The sequence below is a fragment of the Phaeodactylibacter xiamenensis genome (genome assembly GCF_000759025.1).
GTDB classification, from domain to species: Bacteria; Bacteroidota; Bacteroidia; order Chitinophagales; family Saprospiraceae; genus Phaeodactylibacter; species Phaeodactylibacter xiamenensis.
Genome location: NZ_JPOS01000012.1, coordinates 220,991 through 241,344, shown reverse-complemented (window position 1 = coordinate 241,344; position 20,354 = coordinate 220,991). Strand labels below are relative to the sequence as shown.

General features: G+C 51.6%; 18 protein-coding genes. 8 read left to right on the top strand and 10 right to left on the bottom strand.

Annotated features, from left to right (window positions below; all coding sequences use genetic code 11):
- Window positions 1–49 precede the first annotated feature (49 nt).
- The 4 genes from IX84_RS04635 to IX84_RS04620 form a co-directional block, all read right to left on the bottom strand.
- Window positions 50–1,030 (bottom strand): NADH-quinone oxidoreductase subunit B family protein, encoded by a 981-nt coding sequence (locus tag IX84_RS04635; protein WP_044216925.1) that lies wholly within the window; start codon window positions 1,028–1,030, stop codon window positions 50–52.
- Between the two features lie 296 nt (window positions 1,031–1,326).
- The gene (locus IX84_RS04630) at window positions 1,327–1,953 is read right to left on the bottom strand and encodes a TetR/AcrR family transcriptional regulator (protein WP_044216924.1); all 627 of its coding nucleotides are present in this window, start codon (window positions 1,951–1,953) and stop codon (window positions 1,327–1,329) included.
- A 433-nt stretch (window positions 1,954–2,386) separates the two neighbouring features.
- A complete protein-coding gene (locus tag IX84_RS04625) occupies window positions 2,387–3,103 on the bottom strand; it encodes a pirin family protein (protein WP_044216923.1) in 717 nt (238 codons plus the stop codon).
- Window positions 3,104–3,276: 173 nt separating this feature from the next.
- Window positions 3,277–5,184 carry a tetratricopeptide repeat protein gene (locus IX84_RS04620; RefSeq protein WP_044216922.1) on the bottom strand — a complete coding sequence of 636 codons (1,908 nt, stop codon included), beginning with the start codon at window positions 5,182–5,184 and terminating at the stop codon, window positions 3,277–3,279.
- A gap of 626 nt (window positions 5,185–5,810) precedes the next feature.
- Here IX84_RS04620 and rpsU point away from each other — a divergent pair.
- Window positions 5,811–6,002, top strand: coding sequence for a 30S ribosomal protein S21 (gene rpsU / locus IX84_RS04615; protein WP_044216921.1), 192 nt, complete (start codon window positions 5,811–5,813; stop codon window positions 6,000–6,002).
- Window positions 6,003–6,163: 161 nt separating this feature from the next.
- On the opposite strand, the gene IX84_RS04610 is transcribed toward rpsU, so the two are convergent.
- Window positions 6,164–9,151, bottom strand: a complete 2,988-nt coding sequence (locus IX84_RS04610) for a T9SS type B sorting domain-containing protein (protein ID WP_081968611.1) — start codon at window positions 9,149–9,151, stop codon at window positions 6,164–6,166.
- Between the two features lie 14 nt (window positions 9,152–9,165).
- Window positions 9,166–12,105, bottom strand: coding sequence for a T9SS type B sorting domain-containing protein (locus tag IX84_RS04605; protein WP_044216917.1), 2,940 nt, complete (start codon window positions 12,103–12,105; stop codon window positions 9,166–9,168).
- Window positions 12,106–12,212: 107 nt separating this feature from the next.
- Between IX84_RS04605 and IX84_RS04600 the strand changes: the two genes are divergently transcribed.
- The gene (locus tag IX84_RS04600) at window positions 12,213–12,929 is read left to right on the top strand and encodes a CDP-alcohol phosphatidyltransferase family protein (RefSeq protein ID WP_044217292.1); all 717 of its coding nucleotides are present in this window, start codon (window positions 12,213–12,215) and stop codon (window positions 12,927–12,929) included.
- 22 nt (window positions 12,930–12,951) lie between these two features.
- On the top strand, window positions 12,952–13,623 hold the full coding sequence (gene rsmI / locus IX84_RS04595) for a 16S rRNA (cytidine(1402)-2'-O)-methyltransferase (RefSeq protein WP_044216915.1): 672 nt from the start codon (window positions 12,952–12,954) through the stop codon (window positions 13,621–13,623).
- 14 nt (window positions 13,624–13,637) lie between these two features.
- Here rsmI and IX84_RS04590 read toward each other — a convergent pair whose 3' ends face one another.
- Window positions 13,638–13,958: a hypothetical protein gene (locus IX84_RS04590; protein WP_152604913.1), complete on the bottom strand. Its 321-nt coding sequence runs from the start codon at window positions 13,956–13,958 to the stop codon at window positions 13,638–13,640.
- Window positions 13,959–14,126: 168 nt separating this feature from the next.
- Between IX84_RS04590 and IX84_RS04585 the strand changes: the two genes are divergently transcribed.
- Window positions 14,127–14,756: a DUF937 domain-containing protein gene (locus tag IX84_RS04585; protein ID WP_044216910.1), complete on the top strand. Its 630-nt coding sequence runs from the start codon at window positions 14,127–14,129 to the stop codon at window positions 14,754–14,756.
- 88 nt (window positions 14,757–14,844) lie between these two features.
- Here IX84_RS04585 and IX84_RS04580 read toward each other — a convergent pair whose 3' ends face one another.
- The 3 genes from IX84_RS04580 to IX84_RS04570 all read right to left on the bottom strand — a co-directional run bounded on the left by IX84_RS04580 (window position 14,845) and on the right by IX84_RS04570 (window position 16,708).
- On the bottom strand, window positions 14,845–15,072 hold the full coding sequence (locus IX84_RS04580; protein ID WP_044216909.1) for a Sec-independent protein translocase subunit TatA/TatB: 228 nt from the start codon (window positions 15,070–15,072) through the stop codon (window positions 14,845–14,847).
- A gap of 122 nt (window positions 15,073–15,194) precedes the next feature.
- The gene (locus IX84_RS04575; protein ID WP_044216907.1) at window positions 15,195–16,148 is read right to left on the bottom strand and encodes an isopenicillin N synthase family dioxygenase; all 954 of its coding nucleotides are present in this window, start codon (window positions 16,146–16,148) and stop codon (window positions 15,195–15,197) included.
- Window positions 16,149–16,231: 83 nt separating this feature from the next.
- Entirely contained in the window at window positions 16,232–16,708 is a 477-nt protein-coding gene (locus tag IX84_RS04570; RefSeq protein ID WP_044216906.1) for a hypothetical protein, read from the bottom strand.
- A 138-nt stretch (window positions 16,709–16,846) separates the two neighbouring features.
- Here IX84_RS04570 and IX84_RS04565 point away from each other — a divergent pair, with 138 nt between their 5' ends.
- From IX84_RS04565 to IX84_RS04550, 4 genes are read left to right on the top strand one after another with little or no spacing between them, the layout of a single operon-like run.
- Window positions 16,847–17,929, top strand: a complete 1,083-nt coding sequence (locus IX84_RS04565) for a lysylphosphatidylglycerol synthase transmembrane domain-containing protein (RefSeq protein WP_044216904.1) — start codon at window positions 16,847–16,849, stop codon at window positions 17,927–17,929.
- A 3-nt stretch (window positions 17,930–17,932) separates the two neighbouring features.
- Window positions 17,933–18,421, top strand: a complete 489-nt coding sequence (rfaE2, locus tag IX84_RS04560) for a D-glycero-beta-D-manno-heptose 1-phosphate adenylyltransferase (RefSeq protein WP_044216903.1) — start codon at window positions 17,933–17,935, stop codon at window positions 18,419–18,421.
- Entirely contained in the window at window positions 18,421–19,473 is a 1,053-nt protein-coding gene (locus IX84_RS04555) for a Nif3-like dinuclear metal center hexameric protein (RefSeq protein WP_044216902.1), read from the top strand. Before rfaE2 ends, IX84_RS04555 begins: the two co-directional genes overlap by 1 nt.
- Before the next feature lie 49 nt (window positions 19,474–19,522).
- Window positions 19,523–20,284: a zinc ribbon domain-containing protein gene (locus IX84_RS04550; RefSeq protein WP_044216901.1), complete on the top strand. Its 762-nt coding sequence runs from the start codon at window positions 19,523–19,525 to the stop codon at window positions 20,282–20,284.
- Window positions 20,285–20,354: the final 70 nt, after the last annotated feature.

The window sequence follows — 20,354 nt, the reverse complement described above, 5'->3', positions numbered from 1 at the left end:
CAGCAGTCTAAGGTATAACTGTAGCGTGCCCATCATCCGGCGCGGCGCTCTATTTGGAAGTCTCGAAGTGCTCCTTGTTCACGCCCATCACATTTTCAAGGGTACCCATGACCTTCTCGAAGCCAGCCCGGCTGTAGTAAGCCAGTTTGTTGGTGCCGGCAGGGGTGTCCTGTGGCAGGAAGCCGAGGTACTTCAGCGTTTTGAAGACACTGCCTTTCTTGAGATCGTGGTGCGGGAAGCCTGGTTCGGTACAGCCCAGGCAGGGGTGGTTGGCCCGGGTCTTGCTCGACTGCCGGTTCCAGAGGATACGGTTACAGCTCGCCCGGGTCATCGGCCCGCGGCAGCCTACTTCGTAAAACAGGCATCCACCGCGCTTGCCAAAGTGCCCGTCTACTTTCTGTGCGAAGCTGATGGCATTGGGGCAACCATTTTGTACGAAATCTGTGAAGAAAGTCTTAGGGCGGTGAAAGTCATCCAGGAGAACATCACCAATACGGCCGGTAGCGATAGCTACGAGAATTTGTGTGACCCAGTCCGGGTGTGCCGGACAGCCCGGAATGTTGATGACCGGTAAGCCACCTTTAGACTTGAAGTCAGGGCCCAGGTAGCCCCCTTTTGCTTCTTTATGGAACTGCATGCCCGTAGATTCGCTCGGGTTCGGTGGTACGGCAGGTATACCGCCCCAGGTGGCGCAGTCGCCAATAGCGACAACAAACTGGGCAGCGTCCGAGAGCTCCTGCACCCAGTCTTTCATGGGGCGGTCCGCAAAGTAGTTCATCTTTCCTGTTCCGTCAGGGCCTTCTACTACGGAGCCTTCAAAAACGAAAATGTCGAGTTGTGTTTTGCCGGAGATACAATCATTCATCAAGTCGGTAACCTGATGACCGATTTCCAGGCCTACGGTAGGGTGCCACAAAATGTTGATGCCAAAATCGACGATAAGCTCTACAACGGTGGGTTCTTCGGCGTTCAGGAAGGACATGGTGTTACCACTACATGCTCCGCCCTGCAGCCACAGGATGTTTGCCATGCTTGCTAATATTTTTGTTTGTTGTATAGTACTTCGCAGTGAATAAGGGACGTCAACTGAGGCTTTGCAAACTTAGCATTGGACCAGATCGCCGGGGAAGTGGCAGGAGGTTGGTGATAAATTGGCAAGAAGTTGAAGTTTATCTCTCCACTTTTGAAGGTGAGTAATCAAAAGAACCTATGCCTATCAATTTACTCTGCAATAAAAGTATGGAAAAAACAGGATTAGAAAAAATTTTCTAATCCGATATGGCGCAATTGGCGTTATTTGTATTTTTTCTAAATAACTAAGAAGGATTAATAGAAAAGATCGTAAGGGGATTGCAGCATCTGTTCGTATTCCTGATGCCCTAGTTTGGTGAACAAAGGGATAAGAAGGTTCCATACCCCCGCTTTATAAGCTTCCAGGCCGGGCAAAACCGTTGACCGTACCATCTCTTGAGCCATGTAGTGGGTACTCGTAGCCCAAAGCTGCAGGGCGAGTCCGGTATGAAAGCCCGGGCGGGGCTCAGGGCTCATCACCCCTCTTGAGGTATTGAACTCCAGGATTTGGAGCCATTGCTGCACCTCGGTTTCGATATATTTTTGGTATTCGGCCTGCACTTCAGGGAATGCCCGGGTCACCTCCAGGGTGTCGAGGTAAAAGAAGCGGTAGATTTGCTGATGTTGAAATACAGCTTCCAACAGGCGGTCGATATTGTCGAAAAGAGGAACGATACGGAATTCCCGGAGGAGTTCGATCTGTTCGGTTTCCAGTTTTTTGTACAGCCCGAGAACGATAGCCTGTTTGTTGGGGAAGTGGTAGGCCAGGTTGCCCACGCTTTTGCCTGCCTCATCGGCGATGTGCTGCAGGCGGACATTGACCATACCATCGGCATTAAAACGTTTTAGAGCTGCGGCGAGTATTTTTTCTTTGGTAGACATAGGCTAAGCACATGCATAGTTGTGGGGCAAAAATAGGCTTCCTTCGGCTAATCTCTAGTATGGGCTCTGTTTTTCATTTGGAGTAGGTCTCTCAGATAGGGTTAGAATGTTATAATAGTTTTGATTGATGTCAATAGGAATTCAACCAAAAGAGTTGTGCAGTGGCCATAGAACTCTTCTTATGTATAGTTCTTGGTGAGGATACAGCTTTCAAACTAGAGAAAAAGCATTACGGCAATAGCTTTGAAGACCTTTACAAAGCGTGCTATGGTGTGCGGAGCAAGTATGGCGAAAACCTTCGGTAGGGTGCTCTGCTAAAACGCGTTATGGCCTGCGCCAAATGCCCTGAACGTGCCGTTCAAAACGCCGGTATTATAAATCATCCCGAATCGAGGTATCCGCCTGATTCGGGATGATCGTTTCACGGGGGGGCTTAATTCAACTGCATTGGTACTTCCATCAACAGGACCCGGGCGTCACTGTCGGCTGTAAGCGTTAGCTGATCCGTTTCCCACACACCCATACCATCTCTTTGGTGCAGTGCCTGCCCGTTGAGGGTCACATCGCCTTTGATAACGAAAGCGTAGACGCCGTTGGCTGTATCTTTAAGCTTGTAGGTGGTTTCAAAACCGGCCTCCAGCGTGCCCATATGGAACCAGGCGTTTTGGTGCACCCATACGCCATCGTCTTCCGGGTTGGGCGAGAGTACCTGTGAAAGTTGATTGTGCAGCCGGTGTGGGTCAAGGGTGATCTGATCGTATCGGGGCGTGACGTCTTTTTTATTTGGGAAGACCCAAATCTGCAGGAACTTCACAGGCTGATCAGCATTTTTGTTGTACTCGCTGTGATAGATGCCGGTGCCGGCGCTCATCACCTGCACGTCGCCCTGCCGGATGACGGTAGTGTTGCCCATGCTGTCCTTATGCTCCAGGTCACCCTCCAGCGGGATGGAGATAATCTCCATATTATCGTGCGGGTGGGTGCCGAAGCCCCGCCCCTGGCTTACCACGTCATCATTGAGTACCCGCAGCACCCCGAAATTCATCCGGTCCGGGTTATAGTAGCCGGCAAAACTGAAGGTATGATGAGAGTCGAGCCAGCCATGATTGGCATGGCCACGGGTATTGGCTCTGTGGATTACGGTTTTCATGATCTTTGAATGTTTGATGTACTGCAAAAATCAGGGTTATAAGCATCTCATGCGATGTAGAAAACGGAGAGATACCTATAAAAAGTTCGGATTCCGATGGTTGACACCGGATAAGGGTTGGTGTTGTCAGGAATCCTCCTCAATCAGGCGGAAACGAATGATAGAACAGCTGCTTATACTTCTTCGGGTACTGTGGGCTCCATGTGAAGCAGATGGTTTCGCAGGAGTGCTTCGAGTGAATCCTCTTGTTCAATTTGCAGAGCAGACCGGAGGCGGTATCGTGCCATTTCCACTGCTTTGACACTCACCGAAAGGATTTCCGCAATTTCTTTGTTACTTAAGCCCAGCGCGATAAGCATTGCATACCGCAACTGTTTGTCTGTAAGGTTTGGGATTTCCCGGACCAGAGAGCGGGAAAAATCAGGGTAGAATAACTGGAACTCTTTTTCAAACTGCGGAAGGATGTCTTCTTCCATGAATATCTGGTGAATTTTGCGCTCCAGGTAGTCCGGGCGTTTGTGGTATTTGCCAATGGCTTCGCTCACTTTGGGTTTAAGGCTGGCAGCCCAGAGACTTTTGTTTAGCACTGCGGTTTTCTGATACTCCAGCTGCTGACGGGTTTGCTGTTGCTCCTGAGCGAGGCGTTTGTTGCGTTCCCGTATGGCTTCTTGTTTGGATTTAGCCCGTTGCCGGTACTGCCAGTAGTTGAAGCCTAATAATAATATGGTGAGTATGCTAAAAGCAACAGCCCAGGTGGAGTAAAGGGCTTTGCGCTCTGCCAATTCAGCCCGCACGATCGAGAGGTTCTCCCTGGCAGTTGCTTCTTTGGCACGGGTCCGGTATTCTTTGACTTCATAAGCTACCGCGATGTCCTCTGCTGCCCGGGTTTGGTCATGCTCTTGTTGTTCAAGCAGTGCATTTGCGTGCTCGGTCTGATATTGGTAGGCGCTTTCCCATTGCGCAGTTGTTTCGTACAATGCTGCCAGCGCTTCATAAAATCGCGCCCGGTTGGCAGGAAAAGAGTCTTTGGGTATCAGTCTGAGGCCTTCTTTGTATAGCGTTTCGGCTTCGGGAAGTTGCCTGGAAAGCTCATAGTATTGACCGGTCCAGTAATAATGTTCGAAGGGAGGGGGGATGCCAACGTCCTCGTAATGGGCAGAAATGGTATCAAGAATAGATTTCATTTTGTTGTATGCATTTTGCTGTGCGTAGAGTTCCAGTACATAGTAGTAGAGCTCTTCCTGATTGACATCAAAGCTCATCTCGTCACCAAGCAGTGTCTTCAGATGCTGTTCAGCCAGCTCCAGCTCTCCGGTCTCAAGATAAGCATAGCCAATACTGCTATGCAGCAGCCTTTCGAGGTATGGATAGTCGATTTGCTCAAGGGAGTCAACCAATGGTTCAAGGATATTAAGGGCTCGCCTGTACTGCCCCCGGATATTATGCACCACACCTATATTATGGCGTATCATAAGCCGCCTGCCGGTGGAGTTTGGGGTGGTGTCCCGGATACTGTATTCGAGGGCGGTAGAAAAATGGGCAAGGGCATTGCCCGGCATTTCCAGCTCGACGTAGCAAACGCCCATTATGGAAAAAATATTGGCAATAACATAGGGGCGCCCATTCCAGTCTACCGCATCAAGGGCTTGCTTGTAGTATTCCAACGCTTCCCGGTAATTTCGTTGGAATAACTCGGTGTTGCCCAGTGTGGCCAGGTCTGACGGCAGGGCCTCAGGGTTGTCTGTCAGTAAACTATCCTGACCGATGGCAAGGAGTATATAGGTTTTGGCTGAGTCAAACTTCCCTATGTTATTGAAGTATTGCCCCATAAAATTGTAGAAGAGCTGTTTGTATTCCGGAGTTGTCAGGTGGTGATTCCGGTAATAGTCAATCAGGCAAAGAAAATGCTCGTCTTCTATGCGCATTAAATCGTAAATCCGGATAATCAAATCCTTGGGGTCTTCCTCTGAAATGTGTTCCTGAGTCCACCATTGCTCGCAGTTTTCTGAATTAGCCTGGACAGGAGGTACTAAAAGTAGGAGTAGGGGGATATACAGAAATAGGGAATGTGCAAATTTCATGTTTTTACGGGGTGCTTTTGTGGGGTGTTTAAGTCGTTGGTTGTTAGTTGTTTGCGAAAGAATGTAGAGCGTATGTCTGGTTTGAAATATAGCAGATTAATTGCTTTTTTGAACAACTGTCCATATACTGCCTGAAATTATTCAACAATCGCCACAATAGCAAAAATAACCATTCATTTTATCTGCTGAGACTAGCATTACGAATGGTTTCTTTTAATGCATCCTTCCTATCGCCAACAAGAATTTTGTGCATTTATCAGTACGGATACCTGCCGTTGTGGCGGGTATCTTTTCCGAACACTATGAACTCATGACCTCAGGGGTTGCCCTGATTGTTTTGCTTCCGGTTTGTAGCTTGTTTTAATCAGGCAAATAAACACAATTGTACCGGGGAGGAAATGTCTGAGTTTTCTTAAATAGGTTCTCCCTTTGCCTTAAAATGACAGCCTGCTTCTTTTTGTTAGAAGTGGGTTGTTCATTTTTCCTTGCCTCGTTTTAATATTATTATTACCTTTGCCGGGCAAATTTGCAGACCTGTCAATCAAGGCTGTGATTTCATCAATTGATTTGATTATTTTTTCACCAAACGGGCAGGATGTTTTCGCCCTCAATCTTATAGTTCGTACATGATCATCATCAACGTAAAAGAAGGAGAGTCTATTGACCGGGCGCTGAAGCGCTACAAGCGTAAGCACCGTAATGTTGGCGTAATTAAGGAATTGCGTAAGCGTAAGCAATTCACGAAGCCTTCCGTTGAGCGCCGGCACGAAGTGCTTAAGGCTCGCTACAAGCTGGAAAAGCAGAGAGACCTGGGATAATTCCTCAGACAGCCTGCTGTCTCTTGATATTATCTCTTCTGTTCTTCTTCGGTCTGGAAAAGAACTGAATCTTACACATACCTTAGCATAAGAAAAGGTTTCAGGTAAAGTCATCACCTGAAACCCTTTCGCATTTTATATAGGCGGGGTTGTTTTTTACCCTACCTTACGACCTGTATGTCGCCTTCAAAAAGGACGACGATGCCGTCAATAAATTCCACTTTCGCATAGTAGGCATACACGCCGATCTGAGCGGGCTCTCCCCGGAAGGTGCCGTCCCATCCGAACTCTGGCGCATTAGGTGGGTAGTTTTGCCCTTCGTAGACCATGCCTCCCCAGCGGTTGAAGATCTTTAGCTCCTGCACCCGGCGGGCCCCGGGCCCTGCATACACGGTAAAGGCATCATTCCTGCCATCCGCATTCGGTGAAAAGGCATTGGGGATAAACACCGGGCGGTTTTTAATCACACGCACGGTAACAGAGTCAACCGCCAGGCAGCCGTTCTCATCGGTCACCGTGAGCGTGTATAAAGTGGTATTGACCGGATTGGCCCCCGGATCTTCGCAATCGATGCAGGAGAGCGAGTCTGGCGGCATCCAACTGTAGGCAACATCGGGGTTGGACACGCTCGCATCTATTTGCCCACTATAGCCCAGCTCAATCCGGATGTCTTCTCCTGCATCCACGATGAGCTCCGGGGGCTGGGATACGCTGCCCTGAATGCTGGCCAGGCACCCATTGGCGTCCATGACTGCAAAGGTGTAATTGCCGGCAGCGAGGCTGTCAAAGGCTGGCGCTACCTGAAAGACCTGCCCGTCTGAACTGAATTCATAAGGCGGCACTCCTCCCGTACCTTCCAGTACAACGATGCCTGTCGTATCCCCAAAACAGAGAACGTCCTGAATGTCTAATATCGAAAGCTCAAGCAGTGGGGGCTGTGTGATCGTCGTATCAGCCGAAGCCACGCAGCCATTGGCATCCGTAACGGTATAACTGTAGGTGCCTTCTCCCAGCCCTCTGATGGTCGCTTCCGCCGAACCGGTACTCCACTGTATACTGTACCCTCCGGTGCCGCCTTCCGGAGTTGCTGTGATCAGGGCATCTGCTTCTCCAAAACAGCTGATACCCTGCACGTCCAAGCCAGCTACCAACAGGGGCGGATCTTCCAGTACGATGTTGAATGTGCCTTCGCACAGGTTGGCATCAAGGGCATTGACGGTATAGGCACCTGCACTTAAACCGCTTACAGAGTTGGTGGTTACAAAGCCATTTCCATCGTTAAAGTTGTACTGATACGGCGGTTGCCCATTGGCTATATTGATGGTGATGGCGCCATCAGAGAAGCCCGTACAGGACGGGTTGACAATTCCGGGCTGTGCCGGATCAAGCATAAGCTCCAATTCTCTAACCGGAATGGTCAGTTCTGTAATACAGCCGTTGGCATCGCGGATGACGACCTCGTAGTCGCCTACAGGCAAATCGGTTAGCGTATTGTCATTGCCGAAAGGCTGCCCTTCCCAACTGTATTCATAGGGAGGCGTGCCACCGGTCAGTTGCAGCTCAATGCCGCCATCGGTGCCACCATTACAGGTGGGCATGGTGATGAGAGTGTCCACGTCGAGCGGTGGCGGGCTGTTGACCGTATAGGTCAGAACGGAATCACAAGTAAAGTCGTCAGTAATAGTTACGGTATAGTTCCCGGGAGGCAGGTTACTGATTCCCGGGGTGTTTTCCCCATTACTCCAGTTGAAAACATAGGGTGGGTTGCCATTGGCGACCGTAAGGAAAATAACGCCGGTACTATCGTCAGGGCAGAGTACATCGGATATCGTATCGTCGATGGTGAAACTGCTCTCGCAGCACTTAACGTAGATTGTTTCCACATGCGATACAATACACCCATCACTGGTAAGCACCCGTAGCAGGACACTCTTCAGCCCCGGGCTGCTATAGGTAACCTCGTGCGGCCCCTGCCCGGTAGCCGTTGCCGGGCTGGCATCTTCTCCGAAGGTCCACTCCCAGCCTGAAAGACCGCCGATGAAGCTGGATTCGTCTACAAAAGTGATGCTGTTTTCCAGGCAAAGGGTGTCGAGCTCGGGCTCGGTCCTGAATTCTGCCTCCGGGCCGAGGAAGGTGCCTGTGCCACCAAACTCCACAGTGAAACCATTGCCGGACTGACTAAAGTTATTAACGACAAGGGCGTAGCTTACCCCTGCTTCCATTTCAATTGGAGCGACAAAATTGTCATCTCCCGGGTCACAGCCACAGTTTTCGCTTGTGTCCTCCTCTCCATCTGCCAGGCCGGTCGCACCGGTACAGGGCTCCCAAATATCAAAAGTGGCCCCCACCACCTCACCGGAAGCCATGCAACGTAGGTCGAATTTGTCATCACAATCATTCACACCGTTTGGCAGCTGATATAGAATAAAATCAAGGTCATCCGCAGGATTAAGCGGAGTAAGGGAAAAGGTAAGTGAACCGGCCTCATCGCAAGTCCATTTGTACCATGCAGAGCCACTTTCGCTCAGCGGGCAGGAAAAAGTGGAGCAGGCTACATCGCCAATTTCGTTGGGATTGCTGCCAACGCCTGTAACCTGTTCAACGGTAAAGGGGGATTTGTCGCAAAGGATCACTCCGGTATTGCAATCGCTGGAAGGGTCGGGGATGTCATTGTAGTTATTCACGCAAAGCTGGAAGGTCCCCTGATTGCCAGCCCGGGCACCGACCTGTATGTAGTAAGTCTGCCCGATTTCCAAAGGCCCGGCAAAGAGCTGCCCGCTGCCCACGCCGATGGCATCTGAGAAGCAGCCAATCTCGGTGAGCATGCCGCATTCGCCACTGTAAACGGCAAACTGAGGGTTCTGCAGGGTACCGCCATTACTTTGCCCGGTAGCGCCCGCCACGCTCACATTCACAGTAGTGGCTTCGGCCACAAAGGAAAACCAGACATCAAAGTTGTCTTGGTTATTCGGGAAACAACCAGTAGTGAAACCGGAATCTTCGAAGCCTACATTGGTGTAGGCGCCGCCTTCCGAGCACCAGCTGCTTACATTGGGCAGGTTGGTGGCTGTATTACAGTCCTCTCCCTGTGCAAGCAAGGCCAAAGGCATCCATAGTATTAAAAAACAGAACAGGCTATATTTTCTCATCACTTTTGTTTGTGTTACCGGGTAAGCAGAACATCAGAGTGGAATTGCCGTACGGTACCATCAATAAATTGCCCTTCAATAATACACGTATATACACCAATGGGCATAGGCTGGTTCTCCGCGCGGCCATCCCATTCTAAAACGGCATTTTGACCATTTGGATTTTGTGCCTCAAAAATGAGCCCGCCCCAGCGGTCGTAGACCTGCATTTGCAGCCATCGCTCCAGCGCCGGGCCTCCCTGAGGTGCCCAGGTATCATTAATACCGTCGTCATTAGGCGAAAAAGCGTTGGGCAGATAGGCCGGATACCTTAATAATACCTCCAAATTTATGGAATCTGTTATACTGCAACCTTTGTCATCGGTGATTTCCACCTGGTAGGTCATGGATTGTGTGGGCTGGGTGATTTCAGGGGTTGCACAATCGGCGCAGGACAAAAAGTCGGGCGGTGACCAAAGAATGGCTGGCTCGGCCGCGTTGGTAAGGGCCCGGAGCCACGCATTATTACCCAAAACGATAGGGCTGTTGGAGGTGAGCGTCAGGGTAAGGCGTTCGGGAACGGGAACATTGGCATCGGCTGTAGTGCTGCAATTGCGGCTATCGGCCACCGTGATGCTATAGGAGCCCGCGGCAAGATTAGGGAAAGCCGCATCGCCCTGAGGGTTTGAACCCCCGATTTGGTAAAGGTAGGGCGGTTGGCCTCCGGTGACGGCTACGGCGAGGTAACCATTTTGATCGCCGAAGCATACCGGGCCGGCTATGGAGTCGAAGGAGGCAATAACCGGCTCAGGGTCTGCCATTTCGTAGGTGGTAATGGCGGTGCACCCATTGAGATCGGTAAGGGTCAGGGTGTAAATGCCGGGCGGCAGAGCTTCCCGTTGTGGAGCATCGCTGCCATTCTCCCAAGCATAGCTGTAGGGCGGTGTGCCTCCGGAGGGCGCAGCCAAAAGCAGTCCATCGGCTGCCCCTGTGCAGGAAATGTTGGTGGGTTGCAGCCCGGGCTCCAGTGGGGGCGGGTCTGCCAGCTCGATGATGAACTGCCCCTCGCAGAGATTTGCGTCCACCACATTTACGGTGTAAATGCCGGATGCGAGCTGGCTCAGCGCATTTGATGGCACGTAGCCATTGCCATCATTGAAATCAAACTGATAGGGTGGGAGCCCATTGGCGATGACCAGTGTGATTTGGCCGTCGCTCCGCCCAAAGCAGCTGGGTGGGGTAATATCAGTCACTTGCGGGTCTAGTACAAGTTGTAACTCCTGGAGGTTGATCTCGAGCGTATCCATGCAGCCCAGGTTGTCCTGAATGGCTACGGTGTAAAGCCCTGCGCTTAAGTTGCTAAGCGTGTTGTTATTGCTAAAGGGCATACCTGCCCAGGCGTAGGAGAAGGGAGGCGCGCCACCCGATACTTCCAGTGAAATACTGCCATCCACTCCGGCATCGCAACTGGGCAAACTCAGTAGTGTGTCCACTTCAAAAGGCTGAGCAGACGGCACTTCAAAGGTGCGGATAGCCTGGCATTCTGAAGTGTCGGAAAGAGTCACGCTGTACAAGCCCGCAGGAAGCCCTGTCCTGGGGTTGCTGCTGGAGCCATCTTCCCACGTGATGAAAAAGGGCGGCCCGTTGGGGCCTTCAATATCCAGCGCAATGCTTCCGTCGCTATCGCCCGGGCAGGAGGGGGGCATAGTTGTGGCGCTGACCTGGAAGTTATCAGTACAGCAAAGTACTTCTATGGGCAGGATTTCAGTGGAAGTACACCCTTGCGCCGTTGTGGCGCGCAGCAGCACCAGCTGTGTGCCGGAAATACCGAACGCTACCTCATGAGGGCCTGGACCGGAGGCAAAAGCCGGTGTGGCGCCCGGGCCAAATTCCCATTGCCAGTCCACCACATTGGAGCTGCCCGGCGGGTTCAGCCCGACGAAAGTCAACAAGCTGTCCTGACAGACTTCATCGGCTTCCGCTGCCAGGCGCTCTTCCCCACCCACAAAGCTGGCAGTGCCCCCAAACTCCACTTCGAAACCGATGGTCGTTTGCGAAAAATTGTTGACCATCAGCCCATAGGTGACACCTTCCTCCATCTGTACCGCAGCCAGAAAGTTATCATCCCCCGGACCGCAGCCCGGAGCTTCAGAAATGTCAAGCGCGGTATCGTTTAGCCCGGTAGGGCCAATGCAGGAGGACGCCATGCAGCGGAGTACGGTCTTCCCGGAGCAATCACCCGGCCCATTCGGGAATTCGTAGAGGACAAAATCGAGGTCGTCAGTCTCATTGATTGGCGTAAGCGCGAAAGTCAGGCTCCCCGACTCAGCAGCGGTCCAGACAAACCAGGTGGAGAAGGTCTCTACTGGCAGCCCGGCAATATTCAGGCATTCGGCGTCATCAGCTTCACTCGGGTCGTTGCCGCCATCGGTGACCTGCGGTATGACAAAAGGAGCCTGATTGCAGAGCACGGCGGCCTGTGGGCAATCTGAGGTAGCGGTGATTGCTCCGGAGTAGTTGTTGAGGCACAGGGAGAAATTGCCGATAGCCACCCCCTGTACTTGCAGGTAGTAGGTCTGCCCAAGTTGCAAACCTGTTTCGATGATTTGCAGGGACAAGCCGCTGCCGGTCTGGCAAGTGACTTCCGTCAAATCTGTACAGCTGCCGGCATACAGTGCGACCTGCGGCTGGGAAAGCTGGTTGCTGAAAAAGCCACCGAGCACAGAAATACTTACCGAGGGGGCTACTGCGGTGAAGGTAAACCAAACATCACCTTCTGCTGTAAAACAGGAAGGGGATTGATCCGGGTTAGCGGAAGCTTCAACGGTAGTGAACTGCCCATCTGAAGAGCACCAGTTGACCGGCTCCTCAATGAAAAAAGCATTGGCGCACTCATCATTGGCAGGTTGTGCCAAGGCCCCTAGTAAAGGCAGAATGCACAGCCCTGTTACCAGTATAGATTTTGTCGTTTTCATAGCGTCGGATGTGATTCCCCGGAAAGTTAAGCAATAAAATCAAACCCTGCCCGATAGCCTTGGTCGGCAGCTTTCCTCAACCTTTGGTTTTTTGTACCTTCGCACTCATGGTAAAAAAGCAAATTCCAAACGCGATTACCCTGCTCAACCTGGTCTTCGGTGGTTGTGCGCTGGTCAGTGTGCTGCATGGGCAGTACGTAGCCGGGTTTGGATTTATAGTGGCTGCGGTTGCGGCCGATTATGCGGATGGGCTGGTGGCCCGTTTGCTGGGCGTGCATTCGGAGCTGGGCAAAGAGCTGGACTCCATTGCCGATACGGTTTCCTTCGGGGTAGTGCCCGGAGCCATCTACTATCAGTTGCTGCTGGTGGCCCTGGGGCAGGAAGGAGCAGATGCGCTGGTGTATGCAGCAGTGCCTGGTTTTATCCTTTCGGCTTTCTCCGGTTTGCGGCTGGCCAAGTTCAACCTCGATACCCGGCAGACGGATGGCTTTATCGGCCTTCCGACGCCATCGAGTACGATGTTTGTGACCGGGCTGATGCTGATTTATGCCCTGGATAGCTACGGTATGGGAGACTGGGTGGTCAGCAGTCCCGTGGTGCTTTACGTGTTGATCGCATTGCAGTCCTACCTGCTGGTGAGTGAAATCCCCATGTTTGCCCTCAAATTCAAATCGCTGGCGTGGGCAGGCAATGAGATTAAGTTTATCTTTGCCGGCATTGCGTTGCTGTTGCTGGTACTGACCCGGGAGGTCGCTTTTTCAGCAGTAGTCGTGCTTTATGTTCTTTTTTCTGCTTTCCAGTATTTCACGAAGTCGGACCACTGACTTCAACAGAATCGACAACAGCATGCTTTACCTCATCCCCACGCCCATTGGCAACCTGGAAGACATCACCCTGCGGGCGCTTCGCCTGCTCAAAGAGGTGGACCTGATCCTGGCAGAAGATACCCGCACCTCCAAAAAGCTGCTGGACCACTACGACATTACCACGCCGCTCCGCGCCTACCACGCCCATAACGAGCATAACATTACCGAAAATCTGGTCGAACAACTCAAAGGCGGTGCCCGGATGGCGCTGATTTCTGATGCGGGCATGCCGGGTATTTCTGACCCTGGCTTCCTATTGACCCGGTCCTGTGTGCAGGAAGGCGTGAAGGTGGAATGCCTGCCCGGCGCTACCGCTTTCGTACCTGCGCTTGTGGCTTCTGGTATCCCCTGCGATAAATTTCACTTCGAAGGTTTTCTGCCTCATAAAAAAGGCCGTCAAACCCGCTTGAGTTATCTGGCAGAACTGCCGGTCACATTCGTGCTTTATGAGTCGCCTTACCGCCTGGTCAAATGCCTGGAGCAGTTGGCAGCGCACTGTGGAGCAGACCGCCTCGCTTGCGTGGCCCGCGAACTGACCAAAATGCACGAAGAAGTCAGAACGGCATCACTTGAAGAGCTGATCGCTTACTATGGTCAACAGGCTAAGGTGAAAGGTGAAATTGTGGTGGTGGTTAGCGGGCAACCTGCGTAGGGCCAACCTTTGGCTTAAGCTTCCTGCGGCGGCTCCTGTTCATCTCCCTGTGCGGATGCCGAACCCGGTGCGTCAGAAGTTGGGAGCCCACCCTGGCGGGATGGAGAAAAGGGTATGGTGGGGCGACTATCAGCAGAAGCCGGTGCATTATCTAATGGTTCATCGGACTGATAGGGCAGGCGGTCTGCCTGTTCCTGCGCTTTTCTGATGTTAGCCATGGTATTGGCTGCGACAAGCCGCATTAGGCTGGCTACCCCAATGTCCGTGTCTGTCGCATCGGGCTCCTGCTCCCCGCGAAACCAGGCTATTACAGCTTTTAAATCGCTCCACATCATACGTTCAGTATCCTTTTACTTTGAGGAAACAGCCTGGGCCGGCTATAGTTGATGTGACCTTCCGGGAAAATAGCGTCTACAAAAAGCATTCCCGGGAAGCACGCATGTTTTGCTGCCCGAAAAACAATCCGTAATTTAACACCATAATCAACAACCATAAAAAACAATATGGAAGCTAACTTAATGAACCTCCTGCAAGGCTCCCTTTCTGAGGGCATGATTGACCAACTGAGCCAGCAAATCGGAGGTGCCGATAAGCAAAAAACCGCCGCTGCGGCTTCCGGCATCGTGAATACCCTGATGGGCGCACTAGCCAAAAATGCCGAATCCACAGAAGGTGCTCAGTCACTGAACAATGCACTGGAGCGGGACCACGACGGCAGTATACTGAACGATGTCATCGGTATGCTTAGCGGACAGCAGGTGCAGGCGCAGAATCCAAGTATGCTCAATGGCTCAGGTATCCTGAAGCATGTTCTGGGCAACAATCAGGGAGGCGCAGTACAAATGATCAGTCAGCTTAGCGGGCTGGACTCTGACAAAACCGGCAGCCTGATGACGATGCTGGCACCGGTTGTAATGGGCGCGCTGGGCAAGACCAAGCGGGAGCAGGGCCTGGATATGGCAGGTATTGCTTCGCTGCTTTCGGGTACAGTATCCGCCGAGCGGGCGAATACAAACAATCCGGCAATCGATATGGCGATGAAGTTTCTGGACAGCGATGGGGACGGAAGCGTAGTGGATGACGTAGCCAGCATCGGCATGAAAATGTTGGGCGGGCTGTTTGGCAGGAAATAAACTGTCCTTCCGTAATCTGAGCACGAAAAAAGCCATCCGGGAATACATCTCGGATGGCTTTTCTGTTGGTGCGCAAAAACTGCGGAATTTATGCGTTGCTGTTTTCTTTCTTTTTCGCTTCCTCGCGCTCAGCCGCATCCATGCCCTCTTTCAGTTCGCTTTCGAGGGAAGAGCGGGCAGTGTTGAACTCGCGGATGCCCTTTCCAATGCCACGCATCAGCTCAGGAATTTTCTTACCGCCGAAAAGCAACAGAATTGCGAAGAGTACAACCAGCATTTCCGGGCCGAAGAAGTTGAACAACAGTATAGTTTCCATAATGATACTTTTTAATTATTGCAAAATTACAGCATTATGCTGTCCTTATCAACCTGCTTTCAGTCATCTGACCGTAATAAGAGGTTTAAGTTTAGTGAAGGTAATGTATTTTTTGGCCATCCTTATTTTTTCAGGCCGATTTCGCGCAGGCGTTCGTCGAGATATTCGCCGGCTGTGATGGGCTCGTAGTGCAACGGGTTTTCGGCGGTGATACACTTCGGCAGTGCGCTCAAATCCATTTCCGACTTCGGGTGAAGGAAGAAAGGGATAGAAAGCCGGGGCAGATGCCACTGCTCGCGCGGAGGGTTGACCACCCGGTGGGTAGTAGACTTCAGGTAGTTGTTGGTCAGCCGCTGCAGCATGTCCCCTACGTTGATGACAATCTCGTTCTCCTCAGGCATGATAGGCAGCCACTCCTCATCCTTATTGAGCAGTTGAAGCCCGCCGGCAGAAGCGCCCACAAGCAGGGTGATGAGGTTGATGTCTTCATGCTGTTCGGCCCGTATTGCCGATTCCGGTTCTTTTGTGATCGGAGGATAGTGAATAGCCCGCAGGATGCTGTTGCCTTTCTCAATATGCGCCTCAAAGTAGTCTTCCGGCAGTTCCAGGTGGATGGCAATGGCTTTGAGAAGCTCGCCGCCAGCCTTCTCAAAAGCCCGGTAAAGCTGCAGGCCGAGTTTGGTGAAGTCCGGGATTTCATCAACATGCACATTATCCGGGTACTGAGCTTTGCGCGGGTCATCGGCAGGGACTTCCTGTCCGATTTGGAAAAATTCCTTCAGGTCAGCTACTTCCGACTGCTTGGCGTGCTCTTTGCCAAAGGAGGTGTACCCCCGCTGTCCAGCCATGCCTGCAATCTCGTACTGCTCTTTAATAGGCGTGGATAACGCAAAAAATGCATTGGAAGCCTTGTAGAAGTCGTTGATCAGTTTTTCGGGTATGCCGTGGCCGGTAACGCCAACAAAGCCAATTTCGTGAAAGGCCTTGCCAAGCTCTGCTACGAAAGTTTCGCGGGCAGCAGCATCGCCTTTGGTAAACTGAGACAAGTCGACTACAGGAATTACTCTTTTGGTCATTGGTACTTATGCTTGTTTGAAAATTGCGCCGCAAAGTACCGTAATTTACTGCTTTTCAACAAGAAATTCTTCCTAAAGGATGGTTAAATCCCCTGGTCCAGAATCTGGGCAGCCGGCTGTGGTGGCCTGGACTGAGTTTGAATAATCCCGAAGGTACCGCAGAAAAGGGCGATACCTGCAAAAATAAAACCATAGAGGTATTGATGCTCGAGAGGCCCATTGACCTGATGCTTGATGATGTCTTCCACGTACACCATGAACCATGCAGGCAGCATGCTGATGATGAAAATGCCGAACGAAAGCGCAACTACCCGGATTTGCTTTCGGGAAAAAATGGCAGCCAGCCAGCTCATCAGCAGAGCCATCAGGCTGTAGAACTGGAAGTCCTGTGCGAATATCAGCCCGCTGAGTTGTTGGGTGTCCCCGGTAATATCAGTACCGAAGATGATCAGATTACGTGGAATATCCCCGGAAGTGTGCACTTCAATAAGTGGGGAAAATAACAGGCCCAGGGTGGCCAGAAACCCAAAAACGGGCAGGATTTGGCGGTGGAGCTTCATGGGAAAGTATCTTTAATTTGCGATAAAACCGGATCAGCTGTAAAATGTTGAGCTTCAATAGTTTTTTCCCATGGCAGCCGGGCTTTGCCATTTAGGGACAGTCCCCTATCTTTGCGCCCACCATCAACCATACGACCTTTGAAAAAGACGCTCGTAAATATTCTGAAGTTCCTGTTGTTTTTAGGCCTGGGCCTGGGCATCCTCTACCTGGTGTACCGGAGCCAAAATGCCGCCTATCAGGAAGAATGCGCCCTCAAGGGCATCTCGGCTGAGGATTGCAGTTTATTCCAAAAAGTAGTCACGGACTTTCAGGAGGCCAACTACTTTTGGGTACTGATGGTCCTTATCGCCTTTATGATGAGCAACGTAAGCCGTGCGATCCGCTGGAGTATGCTCATCCGGCCAATGGGCTACACGCCCCGTTTTATCAATGCCTTTCTGACTACAGTGCTGGGGTATTTTGCCAACCTGGGCCTGCCACGTATGGGCGAGGTCGTCCGGGGGGCTTCCCTTGCTCAATATGAAAAAATCCCGCTGGAAAAAGTCATGGGGACCATTGTCGTTGACCGGATTATTGACGTCATCAGCATTCTGTTGGTCACCGGGCTGGCTTTTCTGTTGGAGTATGATACTATCTGGCAGTTTGTCAATGAAAAAGCCGACCTCGGCAAGCTGGCAAATTTAGGCAACCTGATGGCTATGGCCGCTGGTGTAGGGGTATTGGGCATGGCAGTATTGTACCTTTTCCGCAAGCCGCTGTCCCGAACGGCAATTTATAAGAAAATCCGTGAGCTGGCGCTCGGCTTTTGGGAAGGGCTGCAGACGGTGCGTCAGCTTGACCGACCCTGGTGGTTCCTTTTCCATAGCATCAACATCTGGTTGATGTATTACCTGATGACTTACCTCTGTTTCTTTGCCTTTGCGCCCACAGCTGGCCTGCCGGCCGTGGCAGGGCTTACCGTATTCGTATTTGGAGGATGGGGCGTGGTCATCCCCTCGCCGGGCGGTATGGGCACTTATCACTTCCTGGCGCAAACGGCACTGTCTATGTATGGTATCAGTGGAGAAGATGGATTCTCCTGGGCGAATATTGCCTTCTTTTCGATTCAGTTGGGCTGCAACGTCCTGGTGGGTATCCTCGCCCTGGTCTTCCTGCCTGTTCTCAACCGCGACTATCAGCCGGGCAGTGACCGGGAGCAGATCGTGACCGCTAATGCATAATCTATGATTGAGAAGATCAAAGCGAAAATCAAAGACCGGGCAGGTGCCGCGCAGCAACGGGACGCCTGGCAGCAGCAAGGCCAAAAGGTGGTGTTTACCAATGGTTGCTTCGACCTCCTGCACTATGGGCACATCCACTACCTGGCGCAGGCGCGGGAACTGGGCGATGTGCTGATCATCGGGCTCAACGCAGCAGATTCGGTACGGCGGCTGAAGGGCCCTAACCGGCCTATTAACGACGAAACCACTCGCTTGTGGCAAATGGCCGCACTGCAGTTTGTAGATATGGTAGTCCCTTTTGAAGAAGATACCCCGGCGGCGCTTATTGAGCTGCTCAAGCCTGATGTACTGGTCAAGGGAGGCGATTATGAAATTAGTAGCATCGTCGGTGCCGATACCGTGCTCCAAAATGGTGGCGAAGTGCGCGTTTTACCTTATATTGAAGGCTACTCGACGACCTCTTTAGAAGCAAAAATCAGAAATTCACCCTAATGCAGATACGCGATGTCATTCAGTACCTGGAACAAATAGCTCCATCATCCTATCAGGCTGGCTACGATAATGCCGGGTTGATCACAGGGGACCAAGGCGCAGAAGTGAAAGGCGTGCTTTGTTGCCTGGACTCTACGGAAGCGATTGTGGAAGAGGCAATCGAAAAAGGCTGCAACCTGATTGTCGCTCATCACCCAATAGTGTTTAAGGGATTGAAAAGCCTGACTGGCCGCAACTATGTGGAACGGGTAGTAATACAGGCCATTAAGCACGATATTGCGATCTACGCTATTCATACTAATCTCGACAGCGTATATTATCAGGGGGTTAATACCCGGATTGCAGAAAAACTGCAGTTGGAAAATACCCGAATTCTGGCCCCGGCAGCGGTGATGAAGAAGCTCAGCATTTATGTGCCTCCGGCGTATAGCGATGTGGTTCGTAAAGCCCTCTTTGCAGCCGGTGCAGGCACGCTAAACCATGAAAAAGGGCTAAGTTATGCCTCGCTTGGCGTAGGTACGCAGGACGGACAAACAGGCGCTGAGGTCAAACTCGAAGTCTTCTTTGCTTCCGGTCAGCAACCGGCCGTGCTAAGGGCGCTCCGGGATAGCGTTCCGGAAGCGCAACTGCCCTACGAGCTGAGCAGCATTGAGAATAAGAGTGCGCTTGTCGGCTCCGGCATGGTTGGCCAACTGGTAAAGCCTATGAAGGAAGAAGCCTTCCTTAAGCACCTGAAAAAAGCAATGGATGTCAATGTCATCCGGCATACCGCATTATTGGGTAAGCCCGTTAATACGGTAGCCGTTTGCGGCGGTGCAGGGGGCTTCCTGCTGGGAGCTGCCAAGGGGCAGGGTGCGGATATTTTTATCACAGCCGACTACAAATACCACGAATTCTTCGATGCAGACGGGCAAATCATCATCGCAGATATCGGGCACTTTGAAAGTGAGCAATTTACAATACAGCTGCTGCAGGAGATTATTTCTCAGAAATTTAGTAATTTTGCCGCTTATTGCACGGAAGTCACAACGAATCCCGTTCATTACTTGTAGTATAATGCAGTACTACTTCATCTGATCACTACTAAATCGATATAAAATAATGGCAGGAGAACCCACTGTTGCGGAGAAGCTGAAAAATTTATTCGAACTCCAAACCATTGATTCCAAGATTGATGAGATTGAAATCCTGAAGGGGGAGCTGCCGATAGAGGTGAGCGACCTGGAAGATGAAATTGCCGGCTTGGAAACCCGTATCAACCGCCTGACGGACAACATCGCTGAGTTTGACTCAGAAATTTCAAAGCACCGCGCCAACATCAAGGAGGCGGAAGCATTGATTGAGCGGTACAATACACAGCTGGATAATGTAAAGAATAACCGCGAATACGACGCTCTGATGAAGGAGCTGGAAATGCAGAACCTGGAAATCCAGCTTTCTGAAAAGAAAATCCGCGGCGTGGAAAAAGACAAGGAGCGCAAGGCCGAAACCCTGGAAGCTAATCAGGAACGCCTCGACCGCAAGTCCAAGGACCTCGCGACCAAGAAGGTAGAACTCGAGGAAATCATCAAGAAGACAGAAAAGGAAGAGCAGAAGCTGCGCAAGGAAGCTGAAAAGTGGCGTAAGAAGATCGAAGACCGCCTCCTGCGTGCTTACGACCGCACCCGCACCAACTACCGCAATGGCCTGGCCGTGGTGACCGTTGAGCGGAATGCCTGTGGTGGCTGTTTCAATATGATCCCGCCACAGTTGCAGCTGGAGATTGCGATGCAGAAAAAAATTATCGCCTGCGAGCACTGCAGCCGTGTTTTGGTGGATGACACCATTGCTGCTGAAGTAACCGGGGAGACAGAAGTGGCATAGCCCTGAGGTCTTTCATTGTTGAAGAAGCCCCGATAAGCCTGTTTTGTGCTATCGGGGCTTCTTCCGTTTA

Coding starts and splice junctions, on each gene's coding strand:
- IX84_RS04635 (WP_044216925.1), bottom strand. CDS start 1,030: ATGGCAAACATCCTGTGGCTGCAGGGCGGAGCATGTAGTGGTAACACC.
- IX84_RS04630 (WP_044216924.1), bottom strand. CDS start 1,953: ATGTCTACCAAAGAAAAAATACTCGCCGCAGCTCTAAAACGTTTTAAT.
- IX84_RS04625 (WP_044216923.1), bottom strand. CDS start 3,103: ATGAAAACCGTAATCCACAGAGCCAATACCCGTGGCCATGCCAATCAT.
- IX84_RS04620 (WP_044216922.1), bottom strand. CDS start 5,184: ATGAAATTTGCACATTCCCTATTTCTGTATATCCCCCTACTCCTACTT.
- rpsU (WP_044216921.1), top strand. CDS start 5,811: ATGATCATCATCAACGTAAAAGAAGGAGAGTCTATTGACCGGGCGCTG.
- IX84_RS04610 (WP_081968611.1), bottom strand. CDS start 9,151: ATGAGAAAATATAGCCTGTTCTGTTTTTTAATACTATGGATGCCTTTG.
- IX84_RS04605 (WP_044216917.1), bottom strand. CDS start 12,105: ATGAAAACGACAAAATCTATACTGGTAACAGGGCTGTGCATTCTGCCT.
- IX84_RS04600 (WP_044217292.1), top strand. CDS start 12,213: ATGGTAAAAAAGCAAATTCCAAACGCGATTACCCTGCTCAACCTGGTC.
- rsmI (WP_044216915.1), top strand. CDS start 12,952: ATGCTTTACCTCATCCCCACGCCCATTGGCAACCTGGAAGACATCACC.
- IX84_RS04590 (WP_152604913.1), bottom strand. CDS start 13,958: ATGATGTGGAGCGATTTAAAAGCTGTAATAGCCTGGTTTCGCGGGGAG.
- IX84_RS04585 (WP_044216910.1), top strand. CDS start 14,127: ATGGAAGCTAACTTAATGAACCTCCTGCAAGGCTCCCTTTCTGAGGGC.
- IX84_RS04580 (WP_044216909.1), bottom strand. CDS start 15,072: ATGGAAACTATACTGTTGTTCAACTTCTTCGGCCCGGAAATGCTGGTT.
- IX84_RS04575 (WP_044216907.1), bottom strand. CDS start 16,148: ATGACCAAAAGAGTAATTCCTGTAGTCGACTTGTCTCAGTTTACCAAA.
- IX84_RS04570 (WP_044216906.1), bottom strand. CDS start 16,708: ATGAAGCTCCACCGCCAAATCCTGCCCGTTTTTGGGTTTCTGGCCACC.
- rfaE2 (WP_044216903.1), top strand. CDS start 17,933: ATGATTGAGAAGATCAAAGCGAAAATCAAAGACCGGGCAGGTGCCGCG.
- IX84_RS04555 (WP_044216902.1), top strand. CDS start 18,421: ATGCAGATACGCGATGTCATTCAGTACCTGGAACAAATAGCTCCATCA.
- IX84_RS04550 (WP_044216901.1), top strand. CDS start 19,523: ATGGCAGGAGAACCCACTGTTGCGGAGAAGCTGAAAAATTTATTCGAA.